Annotated in this window: 21 protein-coding genes; 15 read left to right on the top strand and 6 right to left on the bottom strand. The window is 38.3% G+C overall.

Features of this window, described 5'->3' with window-relative positions; all coding sequences use genetic code 11:
- Positions 1-81: 81 nt before the first annotated feature.
- Together FC84_RS04390 and FC84_RS04385 are read left to right on the top strand one after the other, a co-directional pair.
- On the top strand, positions 82-588 hold the full coding sequence (locus FC84_RS04390) for a hypothetical protein (protein WP_057756008.1): 507 nt from the start codon (positions 82-84) through the stop codon (positions 586-588).
- Positions 589-821: 233 nt separating this feature from the next.
- Positions 822-1,391 carry a GNAT family N-acetyltransferase gene (locus tag FC84_RS04385; RefSeq protein WP_057756006.1) on the top strand — a complete coding sequence of 190 codons (570 nt, stop codon included), beginning with the start codon at positions 822-824 and terminating at the stop codon, positions 1,389-1,391.
- 101 nt (positions 1,392-1,492) lie between these two features.
- Here the strand turns inward: FC84_RS04385 and FC84_RS04380 are convergent, their stop codons facing one another.
- The 3 genes from FC84_RS04380 to FC84_RS04370 all read right to left on the bottom strand — a co-directional run bounded on the left by FC84_RS04380 (position 1,493) and on the right by FC84_RS04370 (position 3,389).
- A complete protein-coding gene (locus FC84_RS04380; protein ID WP_057756004.1) occupies positions 1,493-2,020 on the bottom strand; it encodes a hypothetical protein in 528 nt (175 codons plus the stop codon).
- A 92-nt stretch (positions 2,021-2,112) separates the two neighbouring features.
- Complete coding sequence (locus tag FC84_RS04375; protein WP_057756002.1) at positions 2,113-2,991, bottom strand: Cof-type HAD-IIB family hydrolase; 879 nt, start codon at positions 2,989-2,991, stop codon at positions 2,113-2,115.
- 89 nt (positions 2,992-3,080) lie between these two features.
- Positions 3,081-3,389, bottom strand: a complete 309-nt coding sequence (locus FC84_RS04370; RefSeq protein ID WP_057756000.1) for a hypothetical protein — start codon at positions 3,387-3,389, stop codon at positions 3,081-3,083.
- Between the two features lie 215 nt (positions 3,390-3,604).
- Between FC84_RS04370 and FC84_RS04365 the strand changes: the two genes are divergently transcribed.
- From FC84_RS04365 to FC84_RS04350, 4 genes are all read left to right on the top strand, one after another.
- Positions 3,605-4,294 carry a uracil-DNA glycosylase gene (locus tag FC84_RS04365; RefSeq protein ID WP_057755998.1) on the top strand — a complete coding sequence of 230 codons (690 nt, stop codon included), beginning with the start codon at positions 3,605-3,607 and terminating at the stop codon, positions 4,292-4,294.
- A gap of 116 nt (positions 4,295-4,410) precedes the next feature.
- Complete coding sequence (gene pta, locus FC84_RS04360; protein WP_057755996.1) at positions 4,411-5,394, top strand: phosphate acetyltransferase; 984 nt, start codon at positions 4,411-4,413, stop codon at positions 5,392-5,394.
- A 28-nt stretch (positions 5,395-5,422) separates the two neighbouring features.
- The gene (gene tsaE, locus FC84_RS04355; protein ID WP_057755995.1) at positions 5,423-5,890 is read left to right on the top strand and encodes a tRNA (adenosine(37)-N6)-threonylcarbamoyltransferase complex ATPase subunit type 1 TsaE; all 468 of its coding nucleotides are present in this window, start codon (positions 5,423-5,425) and stop codon (positions 5,888-5,890) included.
- On the top strand, positions 5,890-6,408 hold the full coding sequence (locus FC84_RS04350; RefSeq protein ID WP_057755992.1) for a GNAT family N-acetyltransferase: 519 nt from the start codon (positions 5,890-5,892) through the stop codon (positions 6,406-6,408). Before tsaE ends, FC84_RS04350 begins: the two co-directional genes overlap by 1 nt.
- 77 nt (positions 6,409-6,485) lie before the next feature.
- On the opposite strand, the gene FC84_RS04345 is transcribed toward FC84_RS04350, so the two are convergent.
- A complete protein-coding gene (locus FC84_RS04345; RefSeq protein WP_057755990.1) occupies positions 6,486-7,019 on the bottom strand; it encodes a 3'-5' exonuclease in 534 nt (177 codons plus the stop codon).
- Positions 7,019-7,789: an exodeoxyribonuclease III gene (locus tag FC84_RS04340; RefSeq protein WP_057755985.1), complete on the bottom strand. Its 771-nt coding sequence runs from the start codon at positions 7,787-7,789 to the stop codon at positions 7,019-7,021. Before FC84_RS04340 ends, FC84_RS04345 begins: the two co-directional genes overlap by 1 nt.
- Positions 7,790-8,103: 314 nt before the next feature.
- On the opposite strand from FC84_RS04340, the gene murB reads away from it, so the two are divergent.
- Positions 8,104-9,018, top strand: a complete 915-nt coding sequence (murB, locus tag FC84_RS04335; RefSeq protein WP_083479528.1) for a UDP-N-acetylmuramate dehydrogenase — start codon at positions 8,104-8,106, stop codon at positions 9,016-9,018.
- Between the two features lie 50 nt (positions 9,019-9,068).
- Here the strand turns inward: murB and FC84_RS04330 are convergent, their stop codons facing one another.
- A complete protein-coding gene (locus FC84_RS04330) occupies positions 9,069-10,094 on the bottom strand; it encodes an acrylyl-CoA reductase family protein (protein WP_057755981.1) in 1,026 nt (341 codons plus the stop codon).
- 265 nt (positions 10,095-10,359) lie between these two features.
- On the opposite strand from FC84_RS04330, the gene FC84_RS04325 reads away from it, so the two are divergent.
- From FC84_RS04325 to glmM, 8 genes are all read left to right on the top strand, one after another.
- Positions 10,360-10,902 carry a helix-turn-helix domain-containing protein gene (locus FC84_RS04325; RefSeq protein ID WP_057755978.1) on the top strand — a complete coding sequence of 181 codons (543 nt, stop codon included), beginning with the start codon at positions 10,360-10,362 and terminating at the stop codon, positions 10,900-10,902.
- A gap of 37 nt (positions 10,903-10,939) precedes the next feature.
- A complete protein-coding gene (locus tag FC84_RS04320; RefSeq protein ID WP_057755975.1) occupies positions 10,940-12,031 on the top strand; it encodes an ABC transporter ATP-binding protein in 1,092 nt (363 codons plus the stop codon).
- A gap of 26 nt (positions 12,032-12,057) precedes the next feature.
- Positions 12,058-12,867 carry an ABC transporter permease gene (locus FC84_RS04315; protein WP_057756093.1) on the top strand — a complete coding sequence of 270 codons (810 nt, stop codon included), beginning with the start codon at positions 12,058-12,060 and terminating at the stop codon, positions 12,865-12,867.
- Positions 12,848-13,678: an ABC transporter permease gene (locus FC84_RS04310; protein ID WP_057755973.1), complete on the top strand. Its 831-nt coding sequence runs from the start codon at positions 12,848-12,850 to the stop codon at positions 13,676-13,678. Before FC84_RS04315 ends, FC84_RS04310 begins: the two co-directional genes overlap by 20 nt.
- Entirely contained in the window at positions 13,675-14,751 is a 1,077-nt protein-coding gene (locus FC84_RS04305; protein WP_057755971.1) for an ABC transporter substrate-binding protein, read from the top strand. The genes FC84_RS04310 and FC84_RS04305 overlap by 4 nt, the downstream gene beginning before the upstream one ends.
- A gap of 282 nt (positions 14,752-15,033) precedes the next feature.
- The gene (gene cdaA / locus FC84_RS04300; RefSeq protein WP_057755968.1) at positions 15,034-15,873 is read left to right on the top strand and encodes a diadenylate cyclase CdaA; all 840 of its coding nucleotides are present in this window, start codon (positions 15,034-15,036) and stop codon (positions 15,871-15,873) included.
- Positions 15,870-17,063, top strand: coding sequence for a CdaR family protein (locus FC84_RS04295; RefSeq protein WP_057755965.1), 1,194 nt, complete (start codon positions 15,870-15,872; stop codon positions 17,061-17,063). Before cdaA ends, FC84_RS04295 begins: the two co-directional genes overlap by 4 nt.
- Positions 17,064-17,090: 27 nt before the next feature.
- Entirely contained in the window at positions 17,091-18,461 is a 1,371-nt protein-coding gene (glmM, locus tag FC84_RS04290; RefSeq protein ID WP_057755962.1) for a phosphoglucosamine mutase, read from the top strand.
- Positions 18,462-18,543 lie beyond the last annotated feature (82 nt).

Genomic DNA, 18,543 nt, shown 5'->3' with positions numbered 1-18,543 from the left:
TTAAACGTTGCAATTTACCATTTACCAATTTTGTTTTTATGTAAATTTGTATTCAAAATAGGTTTGAGAGGTGGAATTTTAATGACGCAATTAACCAAATTTGTGATCATGGATGCACTTAAAAATGACTTATCGCAGAAACAATTTACGAAATATACAGTTACTGAATTATTGCGATCAACCAGAATTTCTCGTTCAACTTTGTACTATCATTTTGATGGTGGTTTAGATGATGCTTTGGTCTTTACTTTTCGTCACGAACTTTTACAACCATTAAAGACGCATCGATTAAATTGGGAGATGGGGACGACTTTTATTTTGAATTATCTGTTTACCCATCAAGTTCTAGCAACGAATATTTATGCGTTAACAGCAGGACCTCAACGTTTGGAAGGTGCACGTGAAGAACTTTGTCGAGCTTTTTGGGCGGGGTGTCGCGAACAGTATCAACAGCAACAACTAAGATTATTATGTGCGGCCTTATTAACGGAAATACAAATTTGGACAACCAATCATTTTGCGGAATCACCCGCAGCAATTCAAGCACGGTTATTAACCTTTGAACAAAACTTAGCCACTTCTCATTAAGTGTCTAAATGTCGCACAAAAGTGAAATTTTGTGAGTTGTCTTCAGCGGAATTTCAGCTATGCTAAGGATGTAAATGGTTGTACTTTCCTACTTGAATAAAGAACTCATTAGTAAATAAGCTGTGCAGTCAGATTCGGTGAAAGGAACCAAATAAAATAATCGTGGGCGATTTTTGACGTAATTTACTGCGATTGTTACAATGAGCAGGTATGATAATAAGGAGGCCGATATCATGATCCGTCCCGCTAAAAAAACGGATGCTGAACAGTTTGTGCCAATTTTAATGCAGATTTTAAATGATATGGAATTAGATGTGATCGCAGAAATTGGCACCGATAAGATTCAAGAATTATTGGTTGCTGCTTTTGAGAATCCGCAGTATCGCTATGGCTATCAGCGCGTGCTTGTCTATGCTGATGATCAAACCGATCGCGTTCAAGGTATTTGTGTAGGTTATCCCGCTGCTGATGAAGCAACAATTGATGATGCATTGACACCATACTTAGCACAGTTTGGGATTCCAGAAGATACACAATTATTCACTGATGTTGAAACGAAACCTGGCGAATGGTATTTGGATTCGTTAGCCGTTGCACCAGATGCCCAAAAACGGGGAATTGGTGGCCAACTATTGGACTACTTACCTGACTATTTGCGTGCAAAAGGTGAGAAGGTTATCAGTTTAAACGTTGACTTCGGTAATGAGAAAGCTAAACGGCTTTATCTACATCATGGTTTTGTTTCAGATGGTGAGTTAATGATCGGTTCACATCACTATGAACATTTGGTACGTCATATTTAATCTGATTAAGATTTTTAGATTGAGAAACTAAAAGAAGGCTTAAACCTGCAAAATTAACGTGGGTTTAAGCCTTCTTTATTAAGTTTTAAAGTAGATTAGTTTTAATTAGTTGCCATCATATTAAAGCGATTAAACTTTAAGCGGTTTTTGCGTTGGGCAATTAGCGACCATTGGTTCAAAGTAGCAGCGACTAAAAAGACTGGCACTAAATCTTGCTGTTCGTCTTCTAAAGTAATCATGATGCCATCGAGCCCTTTTTTGTTAATGATCGGTTGGACTGTAAAAATATTATGAACACCGTGGGCCGTTTGGTAACTATTTGTTGCAATGGAGCCGATCGTTGCCCAATTGAGCTGGGAAATAAAAGTGAATTGATGCCAAACACCAGTAAGTTTATGCATTTGTCCAATTGGCTGGTGTTCTTTTTCCAATTGATAGATTGGCGAAAACTTTTGCTTAATTTGAATGACCCGACCTAAATAATCGCCATTAATCGATAATAAATTAAGGCTACCTTGGCTGAAACCAAATTGTCCCGTTAAAATCATGATTGATTGATAGTTTTGATCAAAAATAAATTGACTATTAACACCATTGGGGTTTTGATTCAGCAAATAATAAATCGCCATAATCATCACCTCGATCTTATTGACGATTCAACAAAGAACAGTGAAGAAAATCGGTGAATAGCTGTAGCGCTTAACGTTGTCGATACCACCAATTATTTTTGCATTGAGTTCTGCATTAAAGCCCAATCAATCGCTTGAGCCACACCATTCTTGATATTAGTAGCTGTGGTAAATGTTGCCACTTGTTTGATGACCGGAATAGCATTACCCATAGCCACGCCAACACCAGCAGCGGTAATCATGGAATAGTCATTCATATTATCGCCAATTGCCATAACCTGATCAGCACTAATGTTTTTTTGCTTAGCATAATCGAGTAATGCAAGCCCTTTTTGGGCTTTAATGCTATTGATCTCAATATTATTTGGTGAAGAAGAAGTGATCACAATTTCTTGATCATCAATGTATTTTTGGCGAATTGGGACAAAAGTATCTGGGCCTTCTGACGAGAAGACCAAAATTTTCATAATTTGGAAGTCACGGTCATCTAAAAGTTGATCATAATTATCGACGTAATTGATATTCATGATTTCTAAGCGAGCAGCGGCCAAAGCAACGGCAATCTTGTAAGTTGTGTCAGGATTAAGGTTAACTAAAAGATCAGCAACATTTTGGATTCGCCGGACTTTACTTTCTGAATAAACGCCGCGATTAGTCACAAGTTCAAAATAAAAGCCCTGGGCTCTAAGTTCAGTAGCTAATTGTTTAGCCATACTATCTGTTAACGGTTCGTTCACCACTAACTGACCGGCTGTATCAAAGACTTGCGCTCCGTTTAAGGTAATATAAGCTGGATCAAGTCCAGCTTGATTGAGCAAGGGCTGTGCTTCGGACAGCCCACGGCCTGTTGCGACAATGAATTCAATGCCAGCGGCTTGCGCTTTTTTAATTGCGGCGGTATTTTCTGGAGAAATTTCCATTTTGTCATTTAGCAAAGTACCATCCATATCAGAAGCAATAATCGAAATCAAAAAATCACCTTCCCAACATCATCATTAATTTCAGTTTAGCATAATCAAAATAGCAAAACAAAACACGAGTCTAGTGATTAATACGCTATTTAATAGCTAGAGAAAACGACTGGATTAATGCCTAAATAATTCAAGAAATAAAGGAACAATAAAAAGGCATTTAATAGCATTGAAATGATAATAATGCTGTAACGAAACGTAAAAGGACGAACAAAATTTATGTCGCGAAAGCGGGAAAGACGTGGTCCCTGATAACTGAAAGTGATCACAATTAACACGATTGTAATGATAATTTGACCAACGAGACCAAATAAATATTGAACTGAGCCAGGATTATTTAATTGAAAATAATACAGTAAGGCAGCAACAGCGTCGATAGCAATTGTTAATAAGGGCATTAGTTTATCTCTTTTCCATGTAGTTAAGTTTAGTCTAGCACGAATTTACTCGCCTTAGTACAAACAAAACTGTCACTTAAAACGTACAACTTGATATAAATTGATTGATCATTAAATTAGCCAACTTTGGCACTTTTAAATGACTCAACATGGTATGCTTAAAGAGATAATTAAACCAAGATTATTCTGAGTAATGAGAAAGGTGTCATTAAGCAATGAAAGAGTTAATCCATAATGATTGGCAACAAGTTTTGGAACCAGTCTTTGAATCAGCAGAATATGCCCAATTACATCAGTTTTTACGCCAGGAATATCAAACCGAGACGATTTATCCAGATATGTACCATATTTTTCAAGCGTTTGAGTGGACGTCTTTTAAACAGACCAAGGTTGTTATTCTTGGTCAAGATCCGTATCATGAACCTAATCAAGCTCATGGCTTAAGTTTTTCGGTTTTGCCGGGCAATCAAGTGCCACCATCTTTAAAAAATATCTACAAAGAATTAGAAACTGATGTTGGAGCTACACCAGTTAACCATGGTTATTTAAAAGCTTGGGCAGATCAAGGTGTACTCTTATTAAATTCGGTTTTAACCGTTCGCGCTCATAAGGCTTATTCTCATCGTGGTAAAGGTTGGGAAATGTTGACTGATCAAGCTATTAAGGCCTTGTCAGAACGTGGTGGCGTTGTCTTTATTTTGTGGGGGAACGCAGCTAAAGCCAAGCGCAATTTTATTGACGAATCAAAAAATGTTGTGTTATCTTCTGTTCATCCTAGTCCATTATCAGCTTATGGTGGTTTTTTTGGATCACGACCTTTTTCTCAGGCTAATCAAGCACTAGAAAAATTTGGTGAAACACCGATTAATTGGCAACTACCAAGTGATCCGGGATCAATCGATTAGTTGACTTGCAACAGGATTTCAAAACTGTTATAGAAAATCTTGAATTTGGACTAGTCGAAACGAACTGAAAGCGCTAAAATAAAAGCCAAAAGCGTTTACATATTGGAGGAAATTTCATGGATTTATTTGAAAGCTTAAAAAATAAAATTAATGGTAAAAATATTAAAATTGTTTTTCCCGAAGGACAAGAGCCTCGTATTATTGGCGCTGCTGTTCGTTTAAAAGCAGATCAGATTTTAGAGCCAGTTTTATTGGGACAACAAGCAGAAATTGAAAAAGCTGCTAAAGACAATGGTTTTCATATTGAAAATCTGACGGTCATTGACCCAACTACTTATCCTCAAGCTGAATTTGATGAAATGGTTGCAGCATTTGTTGAACGTCGCAAAGGCAAAGCGAGTGAAGAACAAGCACGCGAAATTTTGCAAGATCCTAATTATTTTGGTACGATGCTAGTCTATATGAAACAAGTTGACGGTATGGTCTCTGGTATTGTTCATTCAACTGGTGAAACTGTGCGTCCAGCTTTACAAATCATTAAGACTAAGCCAGGTGTCTCACGGACTTCAGGCGCATTTATTATGCAACGTGGTCGTGAAGAAGAACGTTACTTATTCTCTGATTGTGCGATCAATATTAACCCTAACGCCCAAGAACTGGCTGAAATTGCGGTTCAATCTGGTAAGACGGCCGAATTGTTTGATATTGATCCTAAAGTGGCCTTATTAAGCTTCTCAACCAAAGGTTCTGCTAAGTCACCTGAGGTTCAAAAGGTAGCTGAAGCAACTAAGATTGCGCAAGAATTAGCGCCTGAAATGGAAATCGATGGTGAATTACAGTTTGATGCTTCCTATGTTCCTTCAGTCGCTGCTCAAAAGGCTCCCGGTTCAACAGTAGCTGGACATGCCACAGTTTTTGTTTTCCCAGAATTACAATCAGGTAATATTGGTTATAAGATTGCGCAACGTTTTGGTGGGTTTGAAGCTATTGGGCCAATTTTGCAAGGCTTGAATCAACCTGTTTCTGATTTGTCACGTGGTGCTAATGAAGAAGATGTTTATAAATTAGCGATTATCACCGCCGCACAATCTTTATTGTAAAATTATTTAAAAGTAAGAGGTAATCGATTTGGAATTTCAAACGACTAGTGCACAACAAACTGAAACAGTAGGCGAAAAGATTGCACCATTATTACAAGCTGGCGATGTTTTACTTCTAGAAGGTGATCTTGGTGCCGGCAAGACAACTTTTACTCGTGGTTTAGCGCGTACTTTAGGGATTAGTCGTGCGATTAAAAGTCCTACATTTACGATTATTCGTGAATATCGTGATGGTCGTTTGCCATTATTCCATATGGATTTATATCGTTTAGAACACAGTTCAGCTGATGATTTAGGTTTAGAGGAATATTTCGATGGTCAAGGTGTTTCAGTGATTGAATGGCCTGAATTTGGTGCTGACGTTTTACCTAAAGATGTTTTAACCATTACGATTAAACGTCAATCAATGAGTGATGAGGGACGTCAATTTACACTGGTAGCTCAAGGACCACGTTCAGAAGCGCTATTGGCACAATTTAAGGAACGGTGGATTTAATGACTGACGTTGAAATTACGATTCGCCAAGCAATTCCGCAAGATGCAGCTGAATTATTGCGTTTTTGGCGTGAAGAAGTTGTCCCTTGTGATTTGTTAGAGACAGATGAATTTGCTGCGGATATTCCAGAAGCAATGATGGCCCAAGAACTTGCAGATATTTATGAGTCAGCGAATAATCTTTTACTGGTAGCTTGGGCGGATTCAGAATTAATTGGCTATTTGCGAATTGCTGCACCGGATAGTAAACAGCGTGGTCATGTTGGTGAATTAGGAATTATCATTGCTCAAGGCTATCGTCATCAAGGGTTAGGTCAGATTCTAATGGACGAAGCCTTAACTTGGGTAGCGACTGATTCTGATTTGAAGCGGGTAGAGTTATATGTTCAAAAGCGTAATTTACCTGCACAAAAACTTTACCAACAGTTTGAGTTTGTTACTGAAGGTGAACTGCCACAAAGTTTTTGTAGCCGTGAAGGTGAACTATTAACGACCATTCTAATGGCTAGATTATTTTAAACACGTGTATTTAAAAAAGAAGCTGTTAAATTCTAATCAGGAATTTAACAGCTTCTTTTTTTGGGTTGAAATTAAAATTAAGCAATGGTGACTAATTTCTTAATGGGATCTGGGCCAAATTGTTGCACTTCAGTCAATAGAATGTTTGCACAGGCATAGCTGTCAGCAAGTGCATTGTGGTGATTATCTAATTGAATTTGCAAATGATCAGCTACGGTATTTAACTTGTGGTTGGGCAATTCTGGATATAATTTACGACTGGTTTTGACCGTATCAACGCTCAAGAAATGAGGCGCATCGATTTGGTAACGGGCTAAGGTACTTTGCAACACTTTAATGTCAAAACGCGCGTTGTGCGCAGCAACTAATTGATCTTCTGTAAAAAGTGGGGCAATATGCGGCCAAACTTGGGCAAAATTAGGAGCACCAGCCACAGTTGTACTAGAAATGCCATTAATTCGGGTATTCCAATAGTCAAATTTGCTTTGAGGATCAATGAGGGTGTAGAAGTTATTAACAATTTGATTATCACGAACGGCAACAATCGCTAAAGAACAAGCACTATCTGGCTGGCGATTGGCCGTTTCAAAATCCATTGCGATAAAATTCATTAAGCGTCAACTCCTAAAGATGTGGTGTCCAGTTCAATTGGACAGTGATCGGAACCGTAGATATTAGTTAAAATCTTAGCATCTTGAATTTGATCCTGTAGGGCATTGCTAACGACGAAGTAATCAATCCGCCAACCAGCATTATTATCACGAGCGTGGAAACGATAGCTCCACCATGAATAAATACCAGTTTGTTCTGGGTATAAATAACGAAAAGTATCTGTAAAACCTGCATCCAGTAACTTGGTAAAACTTTGACGTTCTTCATCTGAAAAGCCTGCATTATGATGATTTGTTCTCGGGTTCTTTAAGTCAATTTCTTCGTGAGCAACATTGAGGTCACCGCAGAAAATAACGGGCTTAATGGCGGACAATTGCATCACATATTCTCGAAATGCATGGTCCCAATCTAAACGATAAGGCAGACGTTTAAGTTTGCTTTGTGAATTGGGAGTATAGCAAGTAACCAAATAAAAGGTTGGATACTCTAACGTAATCACGCGGCCCTCCTGATCGTGTTCTGGTAGGCCTAAACCATAGGTTACTTGCAAAGGTTGGTGCTTAGTAAAAATAGCAGTGCCTGAATAACCCTTACGTTCTGCATAATTAAAATATTGATAGTAACCTGGCAAATCTAATTCAACTTGGCCAGCCTGCATTTTAGTTTCTTGGATGCAGAAAAAGTCTGCATCCAAATCTTTAAAAATTTGCGCGAAGTCCTTTTTTAAAACGGCACGTAAGCCGTTCACGTTCCAAGAGATAAATTTCATTGTAAACTCCTTAGTAACTGATCTAATAAGTTTTAGCTGCCGTTAATTGTAACAAACTTTATCAAAAAGTGCGACAGTCATAGCTTTTCTTGAATATCTTAAGTTAACTACTTAGAGATAAATTGGGCAGATTAGTTTATTAGCCCAAATATTAAAATTCATGATTAAAATAGCAGTGTTAACTGAATTTTGTTCTATAATAGAGCATACCCATTTTTAGCATGACTGCAGGGTAAGTAATTCAGATAGTCAACAAACGTTTTTTTTGTTAGACTTAGTTAGAATATTGAGAATGTATTGAAGAGGAAGATTCCATGTCAATTTTTGAAGACTTAAACATCCCGATTTTAGAAAAAACACCAATGAGTCATTATACTTTTACCAAAACTGGTGGTCCCGCAGACTACTTAGCTTTTCCTGAGAACGATCAAGAAATATCAGTTTTAATCAAACGTGCACATGAAGCTGGCATGCCAGTGACAATTGTTGGCAATGCAAGCAATATGATTATTCGTGACGGTGGTATTGAAGGGTTGGTTATTTTATTAACCCGGATTGAAGAGATCCAACACCAAGAAGATCAATTAATTGTTAGTGCTGGGACACCATTAATGACAGTTTCTGAAGCAGCTTATCGATTTGGTTTGACTGGCTTAGAGTTTGCCGCAGGCATTCCCGGCAGTGTTGGTGGTGCTGTCTTTATGAACGCTGGGGCATACGGCGGTGAAGTTAGCAATGTGATTACTGAGATTAAAGTTTTGGATGAGCTTGGTGATTTACATGCGTTAGCAGGCGATGAAATTCGTTTTAGCTATCGTCACAGTATTATCCAAGAAGCACCTTTAACGGTTATTTCAGCAACCTTTGCTTTAAAACCAGGTGAACCAGAAAAAATTCGTAAAACAATGGACGCTTATAATCAAGCCCGGGCTTCAAAACAACCTCTTGATTTGCCTTCTTGTGGTAGTGTCTTTAAACGACCAACCGGTTATTATACGGGTCCTTTAATTCAAAAGGCGGGCTTGCAAGGGAAGACTGTTGGTGGCGCGCAAGTTTCTAAGAAACATGCTGGCTTCATTGTGAACGTTGACCATGCTACCGCAACTGATTATTTAAATTTAATCGGGTTGATTATTAAAACAATCAAAGCAAAATTTGGTGTTACTTTAGAACCAGAAGTACGAATTATCGGTCGTGAAAGTGAACAAGACGAGTTGCCTAAAGCTTAAAAAAGTGTTTGAGATATTAATATCTCAAACACTTTTTTATTTAGACTTTATTAATCATCATTTCGAAATTTAGGACGACGCGTACGTAACTTGACTAGTGTTCGACCTAAATGTGGGGTGGTTAAATACTGTTGCATTGTTGGAATTAGGTCAGTGAAATCAACTTCTGTCATTAATGGCAATTTTGCTGCCGAAGGCCAGAAATGATTATCAAATAACTGCCAAATTTCTTCACGATCTTCAACGGGACAATGTACTGAATCAATACCATATAAGGTAACACCGCGCAGAATAAATGGTAAAACGGTCGTCTGTAATTGAATACCGCCTGCATTACCACTTACGACTAAGTGGCCATTTTGAAAAACTTGGGGAATGAGTTGGCTTAATAAGCTACCACCAATATTGTCAAAGACGACGCCATATTTTTGTTTAGCTAGCGGTTTAATTGGATCTAAACCAGCTTCGTCAGGGGTGATGACTTGACTGGCACCCATTGAAATTAATTTCTCAGATAGCTCTTTTTGACGCGTGACCACAGTAATGTTCTGATAACCAAGTTGTGCTAAAATTGCCAGTTGCCATCCACCAACACCACCAGTAACACCTGTAATAAGTAAAGGAACATCTTTATTTGTCATGATCTGGCTAGGTAAGACTTTAGTAATGCCCATGGCCGCCGTTACACCTGCCGTACCCACCATCATCGCTTCTTTAAGAGAACGTTTGTCAGAAAGATGTTGCAAAAAGTAACCAGGTACATCAACACTTTCCTGATAGCCGCCATCAAGGCCAACACCAATATCCCAACCAGTTGCTACAACTTCTTGACCAATTTGGAAGCGGGGATTATTCGAGGCAATCACCCAACCGCTAAAGTCGACACCGGGTACGCGAGGGAACTCACGAATTACGCCGCTGTTTTTCTTTAAGGTGAGGGCGTCTTTATAGTTGATATCACTATAAGCAACTTGAACTCGTACATAATCAGGTTTGAGATCAGGGATTTTAATGGAGGTCATTTCAGGAACGGGATTAGTATCTTTCAATGAAATAACCAGCGCTTTTTTTTGCATTGGGCACATCTCCTATAATCAAAGCTTGTTAGTTCTATTATATCTGCTTAATAACATAAAACCAAGTCAATTTGAAGGCGCTTTAATATTTAGAAGTATTGTGGGTAGGATTGTTTAAAAACGAAGTGCAGACAATTTTAAATAAAGAAGTTTATTTATTGTCTCAATAAACTTGGCAGTTGATTTAACTTACGTTATAATTGAGCGGTTTAGTAAACAAAAAGTTATCTGACAAAAAGTTTAGCAGAAATCAGAGGACGTAATTATGGAATTTGGACAAAAATTAAGGTCATTACGGATTTTAAAAAATCTAACTCAAGAAGAACTAGGGGAGCGGACCGATTTAACTAAAGGTTATATTTCGCAATTAGAAAATAATCAATCATCGCCAACCGTCGAAACTTTGCAAGATATTTTAACTGTTTTAGGCGTAAGCTTGGCCGACTTTTTCTCTGATAAACAACCTGATCCGCAAGTGCTTTTTAAAATTGATGATCAAGTTAATTATCAAGACGAAGACCTCGGTTATGATTTGAGTTGGTTGGTGACGGAATCCAATGAACACGATATGGAACCCGTACTCTTAACTATTCAACCTGGTGGTGCTTTTAAGAGCTTTACACCATCACCATCGGAAAGTTTTATCTATGTGTTAAAAGGAAGCGTCAAATTAACTTGGGGGGATCACGAAGCCACTGCTCGGTTGCACGAGAGTCTCTATTTCCCAGCAACGCAACCCCATCAACTAAGCAATCCAGCTAATAAACCTGTGACATTACTGTTAGTGGCAACGGAATCATATTTGTAAAACTTGGCAGTCAACCAAGCAATTATTGGAGGTTATCATGGTTAAACCAATTATTGAATTAAAAAATATCACAAAGCGCTATGATGATGGTTTTACAGCACTAGAAAATATTGATCTAGTTATTGAACCTGGCAAGTTTTATTCATTGTTGGGGCCGTCGGGGTCAGGCAAAACAACAATTTTGCGAATTATCGCTGGGTTTACCGATGCCACAGAGGGCGAGGTTATCTTTGAAGGCAAAAAAATTAATGATTTGCCAGCAAATCAACGCAAAGTAAATACAGTCTTTCAGAATTACGCTTTATTTCCTCATATGGATGTTTTTGACAATGTGGCGTTTGGCCTAACACTTAAGAAACGGCCAGAAAAAGAGATTCGCGAACGTGTTTTAAACGCCTTAAAAGTTGTGCAATTACCTGGCTATGCTAATCGTGAAATTAGCGAATTATCTGGTGGTCAACAACAACGGGTTGCCATTGCTCGAGCTATTGTTAACGAACCTAAAGTGCTTTTACTTGATGAGCCGTTGTCAGCACTCGATATGAAATTACGTAAAGACATGCAGTATGAATTACGAGAATTGCAACAACGCTTAAAAATTACCTTTATTTTTGTCACTCATGATCAAGAAGAAGCTTTGGCCATGAGCGATGAAATTTTTGTCATGAACGATGGTAAGGCCTTGCAAAGTGGCACACCAGTTGATATTTATGATGAACCTATTAACCATTTTGTTGCTAATTTCATTGGTGAAAGTAATATTTTACCTGGCAAAATGATCAAAGACTTTGAAGTTGAATTTGTCGGTAAGAAGTTCGAATGTGCAGATGCTGGTATGCGATCTGGTGAAAAAGTAGAAGTTGTTTTACGACCGGAAGATTTAGATATTACAACGCCAGAACAAGGCAAATTAGTCGTGACGGTGGACACGCAACTGTTTCGGGGCGATCACTTTGAAATCGTGGGTTATGACGAAGATGGCAATGAGTGGCTCATTCATTCTACGAACCCTGTTAAAGATGGCAAAAAAATTGGGCTTACTTTTGAGCCGGAAGATATTCACGTCATGCGTTTCGGTGAAAAAGAAGAAGATTTCGATGCACGTTTGGAACAATATGAGGAGGACTAAGATTGAAAAAAACACGTTCTTTCTTTATGATTCCCTATTTGGCCTGGATTTTGCTGTTTGTCTTGGCACCACTAATTCTGATTTTATATCAATCATTTACAAATAGTGCCGGTCAATTTACGCTGCAAAATTATGTTACTTATGGTACCTCTTGGGTTTATTTAAAAATGTCCTTAAATTCATTTTGGTATGCCTTGTTGATTACGATTGTCACCTTATTAATCAGTTACCCAACTGCCTATTTTCTTAGTAAAACTAAACGGCAACAGCTGTGGTTATTATTGATTATTTTACCAACTTGGATCAATTTATTATTAAAGACATACGCTTTTATTGGGTTGTTTTCGCAAACTGGTTCCGTCAATCAATTTTTAACTTTTGTGGGGATTGGTCCTAAGCAACTACTATTTTCAGATTCTAGTTTTCTTTTGGTTGCCAGTTATATTGAAATACCTTTCATGATTTTGCCAATCTATAATGCCATTGTGCAATTAGATCCTGCACTTGTGAATGCCAGCCGAGATTTAGGTGCGACCAATTTTCAAACTTTTCGGAAAGTTATTTTTCCTTTAACATTAAGTGGTGTTAAGGCCGGTGTTCAAGCCGTCTTTATTCCATCATTATCACTCTTTATGGTGACACGTTTAATTGGTGGTAACCGCGTGATTACACTGGGAACGGCTATTGAAGAACATTTCATGACCACAATGAACTGGGGAATGGGTTCAACAATTGGTGTGATTTTAATTGTGATGATGTTCATCATCATGTTTTTAACTAATGATCGTAAGAAGAAACATCGGGAGGTAATGGCAGATGAAAAAGAAACACTTTAGTACAATTTATTTAGTTTTAGTCTTTCTGTTGTTATATATTCCGATTTTCTACTTGATCTTTTACTCGTTTAATAAAGGCGGTGACATGAACCGCTTTACTGGTTTTACTTGGCAGCATTACCTTGATTTGTTTGCGGACCAACGGATGCTGATCATCGTATTAGACACATTATTATTGGCTTTATTGTCGTCATTAATTGCTACTTTGGTAGGGACAATGGGAGCAATTGGAATTGCCGCACGCAAGCAAAAGAAAGTGAAGTCTGCTTTATTGACGTTAAACAATGTGTTGATGGTTTCACCAGATGTCATTATTGGGGCTAGCTTTTTAATTTTGTTTACAGCATTGGGGATTAGCCTAGGCTTTGGTTCAGTGTTGATTTCTCACATTGCTTTTTCGATTCCAATTGTCGTGTTGTTGGTCTTGCCTAAAGTTAATGAAATGGATTCGTCTTTAATTAATGCCGCCATGGATTTAGGCGCGACGCGTTGGCAAACTTTTAGCCGTGTTATTGTACCGTTTATTGCGCCAGGAATTTTCTCAGGCTTTTTCATGGCCTTTACCTACTCGTTAGATGACTTTGCCGTAACCTTCTTTGTCACTGGTAATGGTTTTGCTACCTTAGCTGTGGAGATTTACTCGCGTGCGCGCCAGGGCATTAGTTTAGAGATTAATGCCCTGTCAGCGGTCATGTTTCTCTTTGCGTTAATCTTGGTTGTTGGTTATTACTTCATTGAACAATACTCGCAATCTCGCCGTAAACGTAAGTCGGGCAAGAGCACCTTGGGAACTGAGGTGATGCTACCATGAAAAAATTACTAACGATGTTATTCGGCATTGTGGCGCTCTGTGGTTTGCTGTTTTTTACCAGTCATCAGTTATCCGAAAGTCAAGGCAGTGTCACCACTAAAAACACACTCAATCTGTTTAATTGGGGCGATTATATTGATCCTGTTTTAATTAAAAAGTTTGAAAAAGAAACTGGCTACCACGTTCAATACGAAACTTTTGATAGTAATGAAGCCATGTACACGAAGATTAAGCAAGGGGGAACGAGTTATGATCTTGCCATTCCTAGTGATTACATGATTGAAAAAATGCGCAAAGCTCATTTATTATTACCAATTGATCGCAGTAAATTAACCAACTTTAAAAACTTAGATCCTTTGTTCTTGCATAAGAGTTTTGACGAAGAAAACCGTTATTCAGTTCCTTATTTTTGGGGAACGTTAGGTATCATTTATAATGATCGCAAAGTTCAAGCTAATGAGATGCAGCACTGGCAAGACTTGTGGAATCCTAAGTGGCGTGACAGTCTTATGCTAGTTGACTCTGCTAGAGATATTATGGGCATGGCTCTTATTTCGCAAGGACATTCCGTTAATACAACGAATACCGCTGAAATGGTAGCAGCACAAAAGAAATTGGATCAATTATCTGGCAATGTTAAGGCGATTGTCGCTGATGAAATTAAGCTTTATATGATTCAAAATGAAGCGCCAATTGCTGTTACTTGGTCCGGTGAAGCTAGTGAAATGTTGGCTGGTAATTCGCATTTACACTATGTTGTTCCTAATGAGGGCGGCAACTTATGGTTTGACAATATGGTGATTCCAAAGACGGCTAAAAATAAAAAAGCAGCTTATGCTTTTATGAATTTCATGCTTCGTCCGCAAAATGCGGCACAAAATGCCGAATATGTTGGTTACGCCACACCTAATAAAGCAGCTAAACAATTATTGCCGGCAAGTGTGCGCAATGACCGGCAATTCTATCCACCCGAAAGCACGATTAAAAAGCTTGAAGTTTATGCCGATTTAGGTGCAACCAAAGTTGAAGAATACAACGATCTGTTTTTAAAATTCAAAATGTATCGTCAATAATCATTTAAATAAGTTTAAGAAAGTGACGCAAAACTGCGCCACTTTTCTTGAATTAAGCACTAAATAAAGTCTGGTTGTTAAATTGGTTTAGTGATCATTTGTTAAAAGTCTGTCATTGTAATAAACTAACAATATAGTTGTGGACGGGAAATGTGAATCCAATCATTGCAGTCACCTTTATGAGGATCGATTTTTTACATCAAGAGATTTAATTAAGGGAATCAATGCTAAGTGGTCTACTTTGGACACAATTTTGTATCCTTTAGTGAAGGGAGTCTTCATATGAGTATTAATTGGGGTCAATTGATCTCGCTACAAAATTTTATGAACTTAATTGATATTCTAGTGGTCTGGTATTTTATTTATAAGTTGATTATGATTGTCCGTGGCACCAAAGCGGTACAGTTGTTCAATGGTATTGTAGTTATTATTATCATTAAGGCCATTAGTTATTTTCTTAATTTGCACACCGTTTCTTATATCATGGATATGGTGATCAATTGGGGCGTTGTCGTGCTGGTGGTTATCTTTCAGCCGGAAATACGGCGGGCCTTGGAGCGAATTGGGCGCAGTCAGGTATTTGGCGGAACGACGCATCAAGCACAAGAAGAAACCGATAAATTTATCAATGCGCTTGATAAAGCCATTCAATATATGTCAAAACGCCGAATCGGTGCTTTAATGACAATCCAAATGAATACTGGTTTGGAAGATTATATTGAGACAGGTATTCCACTAGAAGCAGATGTTTCAGGAGAACTGTTAATCAATATTTTTATTCCAAATACACCACTTCATGATGGCGCGGTGATTATTCGTGATAATAAAATTGCGGTTGCCGCTGCGTACTTGCCGCTTTCTGATAGTAATATGATTCCTAAATCGTTAGGTACGCGTCATCGTGCTGCAGTTGGTATTAGTGAAGTGACGGATGCTTTAACCATTGTGGTTTCCGAAGAAACTGGTGAAGTTACGATTACGAAGAATAGTCAGTTAATTCATGGCTTAAGTCGCGAAGACTATCTGAAATATTTACACGCACATTTAGATAGTACCGAAGAACAGAAGAACTTAGTGCAACAAGTTCTTAATTTCTTTACGAAAGGTGGGTCTAAAAAATGAAAGACTTTTTTAACCGACCTTGGGTATACCGTGTCTTATCACTAGGATTAGCGGTTTTATTATTTGTTTATGTCACGAGTCAAAATTTAGGTTCAACTCGTTCAAGTCAAAGCACGGAACAAACTGCAGTTGCTAATACGAAAGAAACATTAAACGAGAACCTTCAAGTTGATGCAGACCTTGACACTTACTATGTTACTGGGTATCCTAAAAAGGTTTCAATTACCATTGCTGGACCTAATGCTAATGTTGTGGCAGCAAAGAATACACGTAATTTCCGTGTTTATATTGACGTACGACATTTAAAAGTGGGCACGCATACAGTTAGAATTAAACAATCTGGTTTAAATAAGTCGCTAAGTTATGTCATTAAACCAGCAACGGTTAAGGTTACCATTGCTACCCGAGCGGATAAGACTTTCCCAATTCAAGCTAACTATAAATCTAGTAAGATTGTTGACGGCTATTTAACAGATACGCCAGAAATTAGTCCGTCAACAGTTCGTGTTTCTGGTGCTAAGAGTGAAGTTGCCCGTGTTAAACAAGTTGTGGCCAACTTAAATCTAAGCAATAATACGACCGAAAGTTTCGAACAAGAAGTCTTACTGGAGGCGTTGGATAAGAATGGCAATGCAGTAGATGTCTTATTGACACCACAAACCGCACATGTCGAATTGCCGGTTTATCTGCCTAGTAAAAAAATAAAACTTGATTTAACGCCAAGTGCTTCAAGCGATGATACAAAGAAATATTCATTAACAAGTTCAGTTAATTCAGTAACCGTCTATGCACCACAAGCTGTATTAGATAGGCTAGATAAAACGTTAACGGTCCCTGTTGATGTTAAAGGAATTAGTAATAATACCCAAAAGACGGTCAAGATCGTTAAACCGGATGGTGTGGTTAGCACTAACCCTGCTTCGATTGTTGTTAATGTTCAAGTGGTTCAGTCTAATTCTGAATCATCTTCATCAAGTTCCAGTAGTGCTAGTCAATCAAGCGAGACAAGCCGTTCAACCAGCACTAGTGTTAGTTCGAATCAGTCCTCTGATTCAACAAGTGTAAGTTCCAGTGAGTCTGATGATGAAACAACCAGCAGTAGTCGTTCTTCATCATCTTCTTCCACGAGTAATAGCACATCTTCCACAAGTAATAGCACATCGCCGGCTACGAGCGATGATTCTGAATAATGTTGGTAAATGTTAGGAGAGATTTTAATGGTTAAATATTTTGGTACTGATGGTGTTCGCGGAATTGCCAATCAAGAATTAACACCTGAATTAGCATTTAAATTAGGTCGTTGTGGTGGTTACGTTTTAACCCAACACGCGCAAGAGGGCGAAGATCGCGAAAATGCTGTTCCCCGGGTTTTAGTTGCTCGGGACACACGGGCTTCAGGTCAATTATTGGAATATGCTTTAATTTCAGGATTATTGTCTGTTGGCATCGAGGTCTTGAAGTTAGGCGTGATTACGACCCCAGCTGTTGCTTACTTAGTCAAAGCACAAGGTGCCGATGCTGGTATTATGATTTCTGCATCACATAATCCAGCTGCTGATAATGGTATTAAGTTCTTCGGACCTGATGGTTACAAACTTTCAGACGAGGAAGAAGAAGAGATTGAGAAGTATCTAGATGCGCCAGAAGATACTTTACCTCGTCCAGCTGCTGCTGGCTTAGGAACTGTTGATGACTACCCAGAAGCTGCTCAGAAGTATTTACAATTCATTGAACAGACAGTTTCTGATAACTTAACTGATCTTAAAGTAGTTGTTGATGGTGCTAATGGTTCAACAAGCAAATTAGTTAACCGGCTCTTTGCTGATTTAGATACTGATTTCCAAACCTTGGCAACTAATCCTAACGGTTTAAACATTAATGATCACGTTGGTTCAACTCATCCAGAAAAATTAGCAGCCAAAGTTGTTGAAACAGGCGCTGATGTTGGTTTAGCTTTTGATGGCGATGGCGATCGTTGTATTGCTGTTGATGAACAAGGTAATATTATTGACGGTGATAAAATTCTATATGTCTTAGGGACTTATTTTGCCCAACGTGGTCGCTTAAAAAACGATACAATTGTGACGACGGTAATGAGCAATATTGGTCTTTATAAAGCAATTGAACAAGCTGACTTAAAGTCTGTCCAAACACAAGTTGGCGACCGTTATGTGGTAGAAGAAATGCGGGCTCATGACTATAATCTGGGTGGCGAACAGTCAGGTCATATTATTATCTTTGACTATCATAATACTGGTGATGGCATGTTGACTGGGATTCAATTGTTGAATATCATGAAGCAAACAGGCAAGAAGTTATCTGAATTAACGGCGCCTGTTAAGACTTATCCGCAAAAATTAGTCAACGTTAAAGTCAGTGATAAGAAACATTGGCGTGATCATCCAGCAATTGTCGAAGCCATTGATACTGTCGAGAAAGAAATGGCTGGCGACGGTCGTATTTTGGTACGTCCTAGCGGTACGCAATCATTATTGCGCGTCATGGCTGAAGCACCAACAGTTGATTTAGTTGAGAAATATGTTGATCAAATTGCCGACGTTGTTCGTAATGAAATCGGTGTTGAATAAAATTCAATTTTAAAAATATTTATTTTTTTAGACGCAGTCACAATCGTGGTTGCGTCTTTTTTTTGTGTCTGCAAAATTAAAT

Origin of the sequence: Lapidilactobacillus dextrinicus DSM 20335, from assembly GCF_001436095.1 — a bacterium.
GTDB classification, from domain to species: Bacteria; Bacillota; Bacilli; order Lactobacillales; family Lactobacillaceae; genus Lapidilactobacillus; species Lapidilactobacillus dextrinicus.
The sequence above is the reverse complement of the archived record's forward strand: the minus strand, read 5'-3'. Positions and strand labels throughout refer to the sequence as shown.

Coding starts and splice junctions, on each gene's coding strand:
- pta (WP_057755996.1), top strand. CDS start 4,411: ATGGATTTATTTGAAAGCTTAAAAAATAAAATTAATGGTAAAAATATT.
- FC84_RS04380 (WP_057756004.1), bottom strand. CDS start 2,020: ATGGCGATTTATTATTTGCTGAATCAAAACCCCAATGGTGTTAATAGT.
- FC84_RS04315 (WP_057756093.1), top strand. CDS start 12,058: ATGATTCCCTATTTGGCCTGGATTTTGCTGTTTGTCTTGGCACCACTA.
- FC84_RS04310 (WP_057755973.1), top strand. CDS start 12,848: ATGAAAAAGAAACACTTTAGTACAATTTATTTAGTTTTAGTCTTTCTG.
- FC84_RS04390 (WP_057756008.1), top strand. CDS start 82: ATGACGCAATTAACCAAATTTGTGATCATGGATGCACTTAAAAATGAC.
- FC84_RS04345 (WP_057755990.1), bottom strand. CDS start 7,019: ATGAATTTTATCGCAATGGATTTTGAAACGGCCAATCGCCAGCCAGAT.
- FC84_RS04385 (WP_057756006.1), top strand. CDS start 822: ATGATCCGTCCCGCTAAAAAAACGGATGCTGAACAGTTTGTGCCAATT.
- FC84_RS04370 (WP_057756000.1), bottom strand. CDS start 3,389: ATGCCCTTATTAACAATTGCTATCGACGCTGTTGCTGCCTTACTGTAT.
- cdaA (WP_057755968.1), top strand. CDS start 15,034: ATGAGTATTAATTGGGGTCAATTGATCTCGCTACAAAATTTTATGAAC.
- FC84_RS04365 (WP_057755998.1), top strand. CDS start 3,605: ATGAAAGAGTTAATCCATAATGATTGGCAACAAGTTTTGGAACCAGTC.
- murB (WP_083479528.1), top strand. CDS start 8,104: ATGTCAATTTTTGAAGACTTAAACATCCCGATTTTAGAAAAAACACCA.
- FC84_RS04295 (WP_057755965.1), top strand. CDS start 15,870: ATGAAAGACTTTTTTAACCGACCTTGGGTATACCGTGTCTTATCACTA.
- glmM (WP_057755962.1), top strand. CDS start 17,091: ATGGTTAAATATTTTGGTACTGATGGTGTTCGCGGAATTGCCAATCAA.
- FC84_RS04320 (WP_057755975.1), top strand. CDS start 10,940: ATGGTTAAACCAATTATTGAATTAAAAAATATCACAAAGCGCTATGAT.
- FC84_RS04325 (WP_057755978.1), top strand. CDS start 10,360: ATGGAATTTGGACAAAAATTAAGGTCATTACGGATTTTAAAAAATCTA.
- FC84_RS04305 (WP_057755971.1), top strand. CDS start 13,675: ATGAAAAAATTACTAACGATGTTATTCGGCATTGTGGCGCTCTGTGGT.
- FC84_RS04350 (WP_057755992.1), top strand. CDS start 5,890: ATGACTGACGTTGAAATTACGATTCGCCAAGCAATTCCGCAAGATGCA.
- FC84_RS04330 (WP_057755981.1), bottom strand. CDS start 10,094: ATGCAAAAAAAAGCGCTGGTTATTTCATTGAAAGATACTAATCCCGTT.
- FC84_RS04340 (WP_057755985.1), bottom strand. CDS start 7,789: ATGAAATTTATCTCTTGGAACGTGAACGGCTTACGTGCCGTTTTAAAA.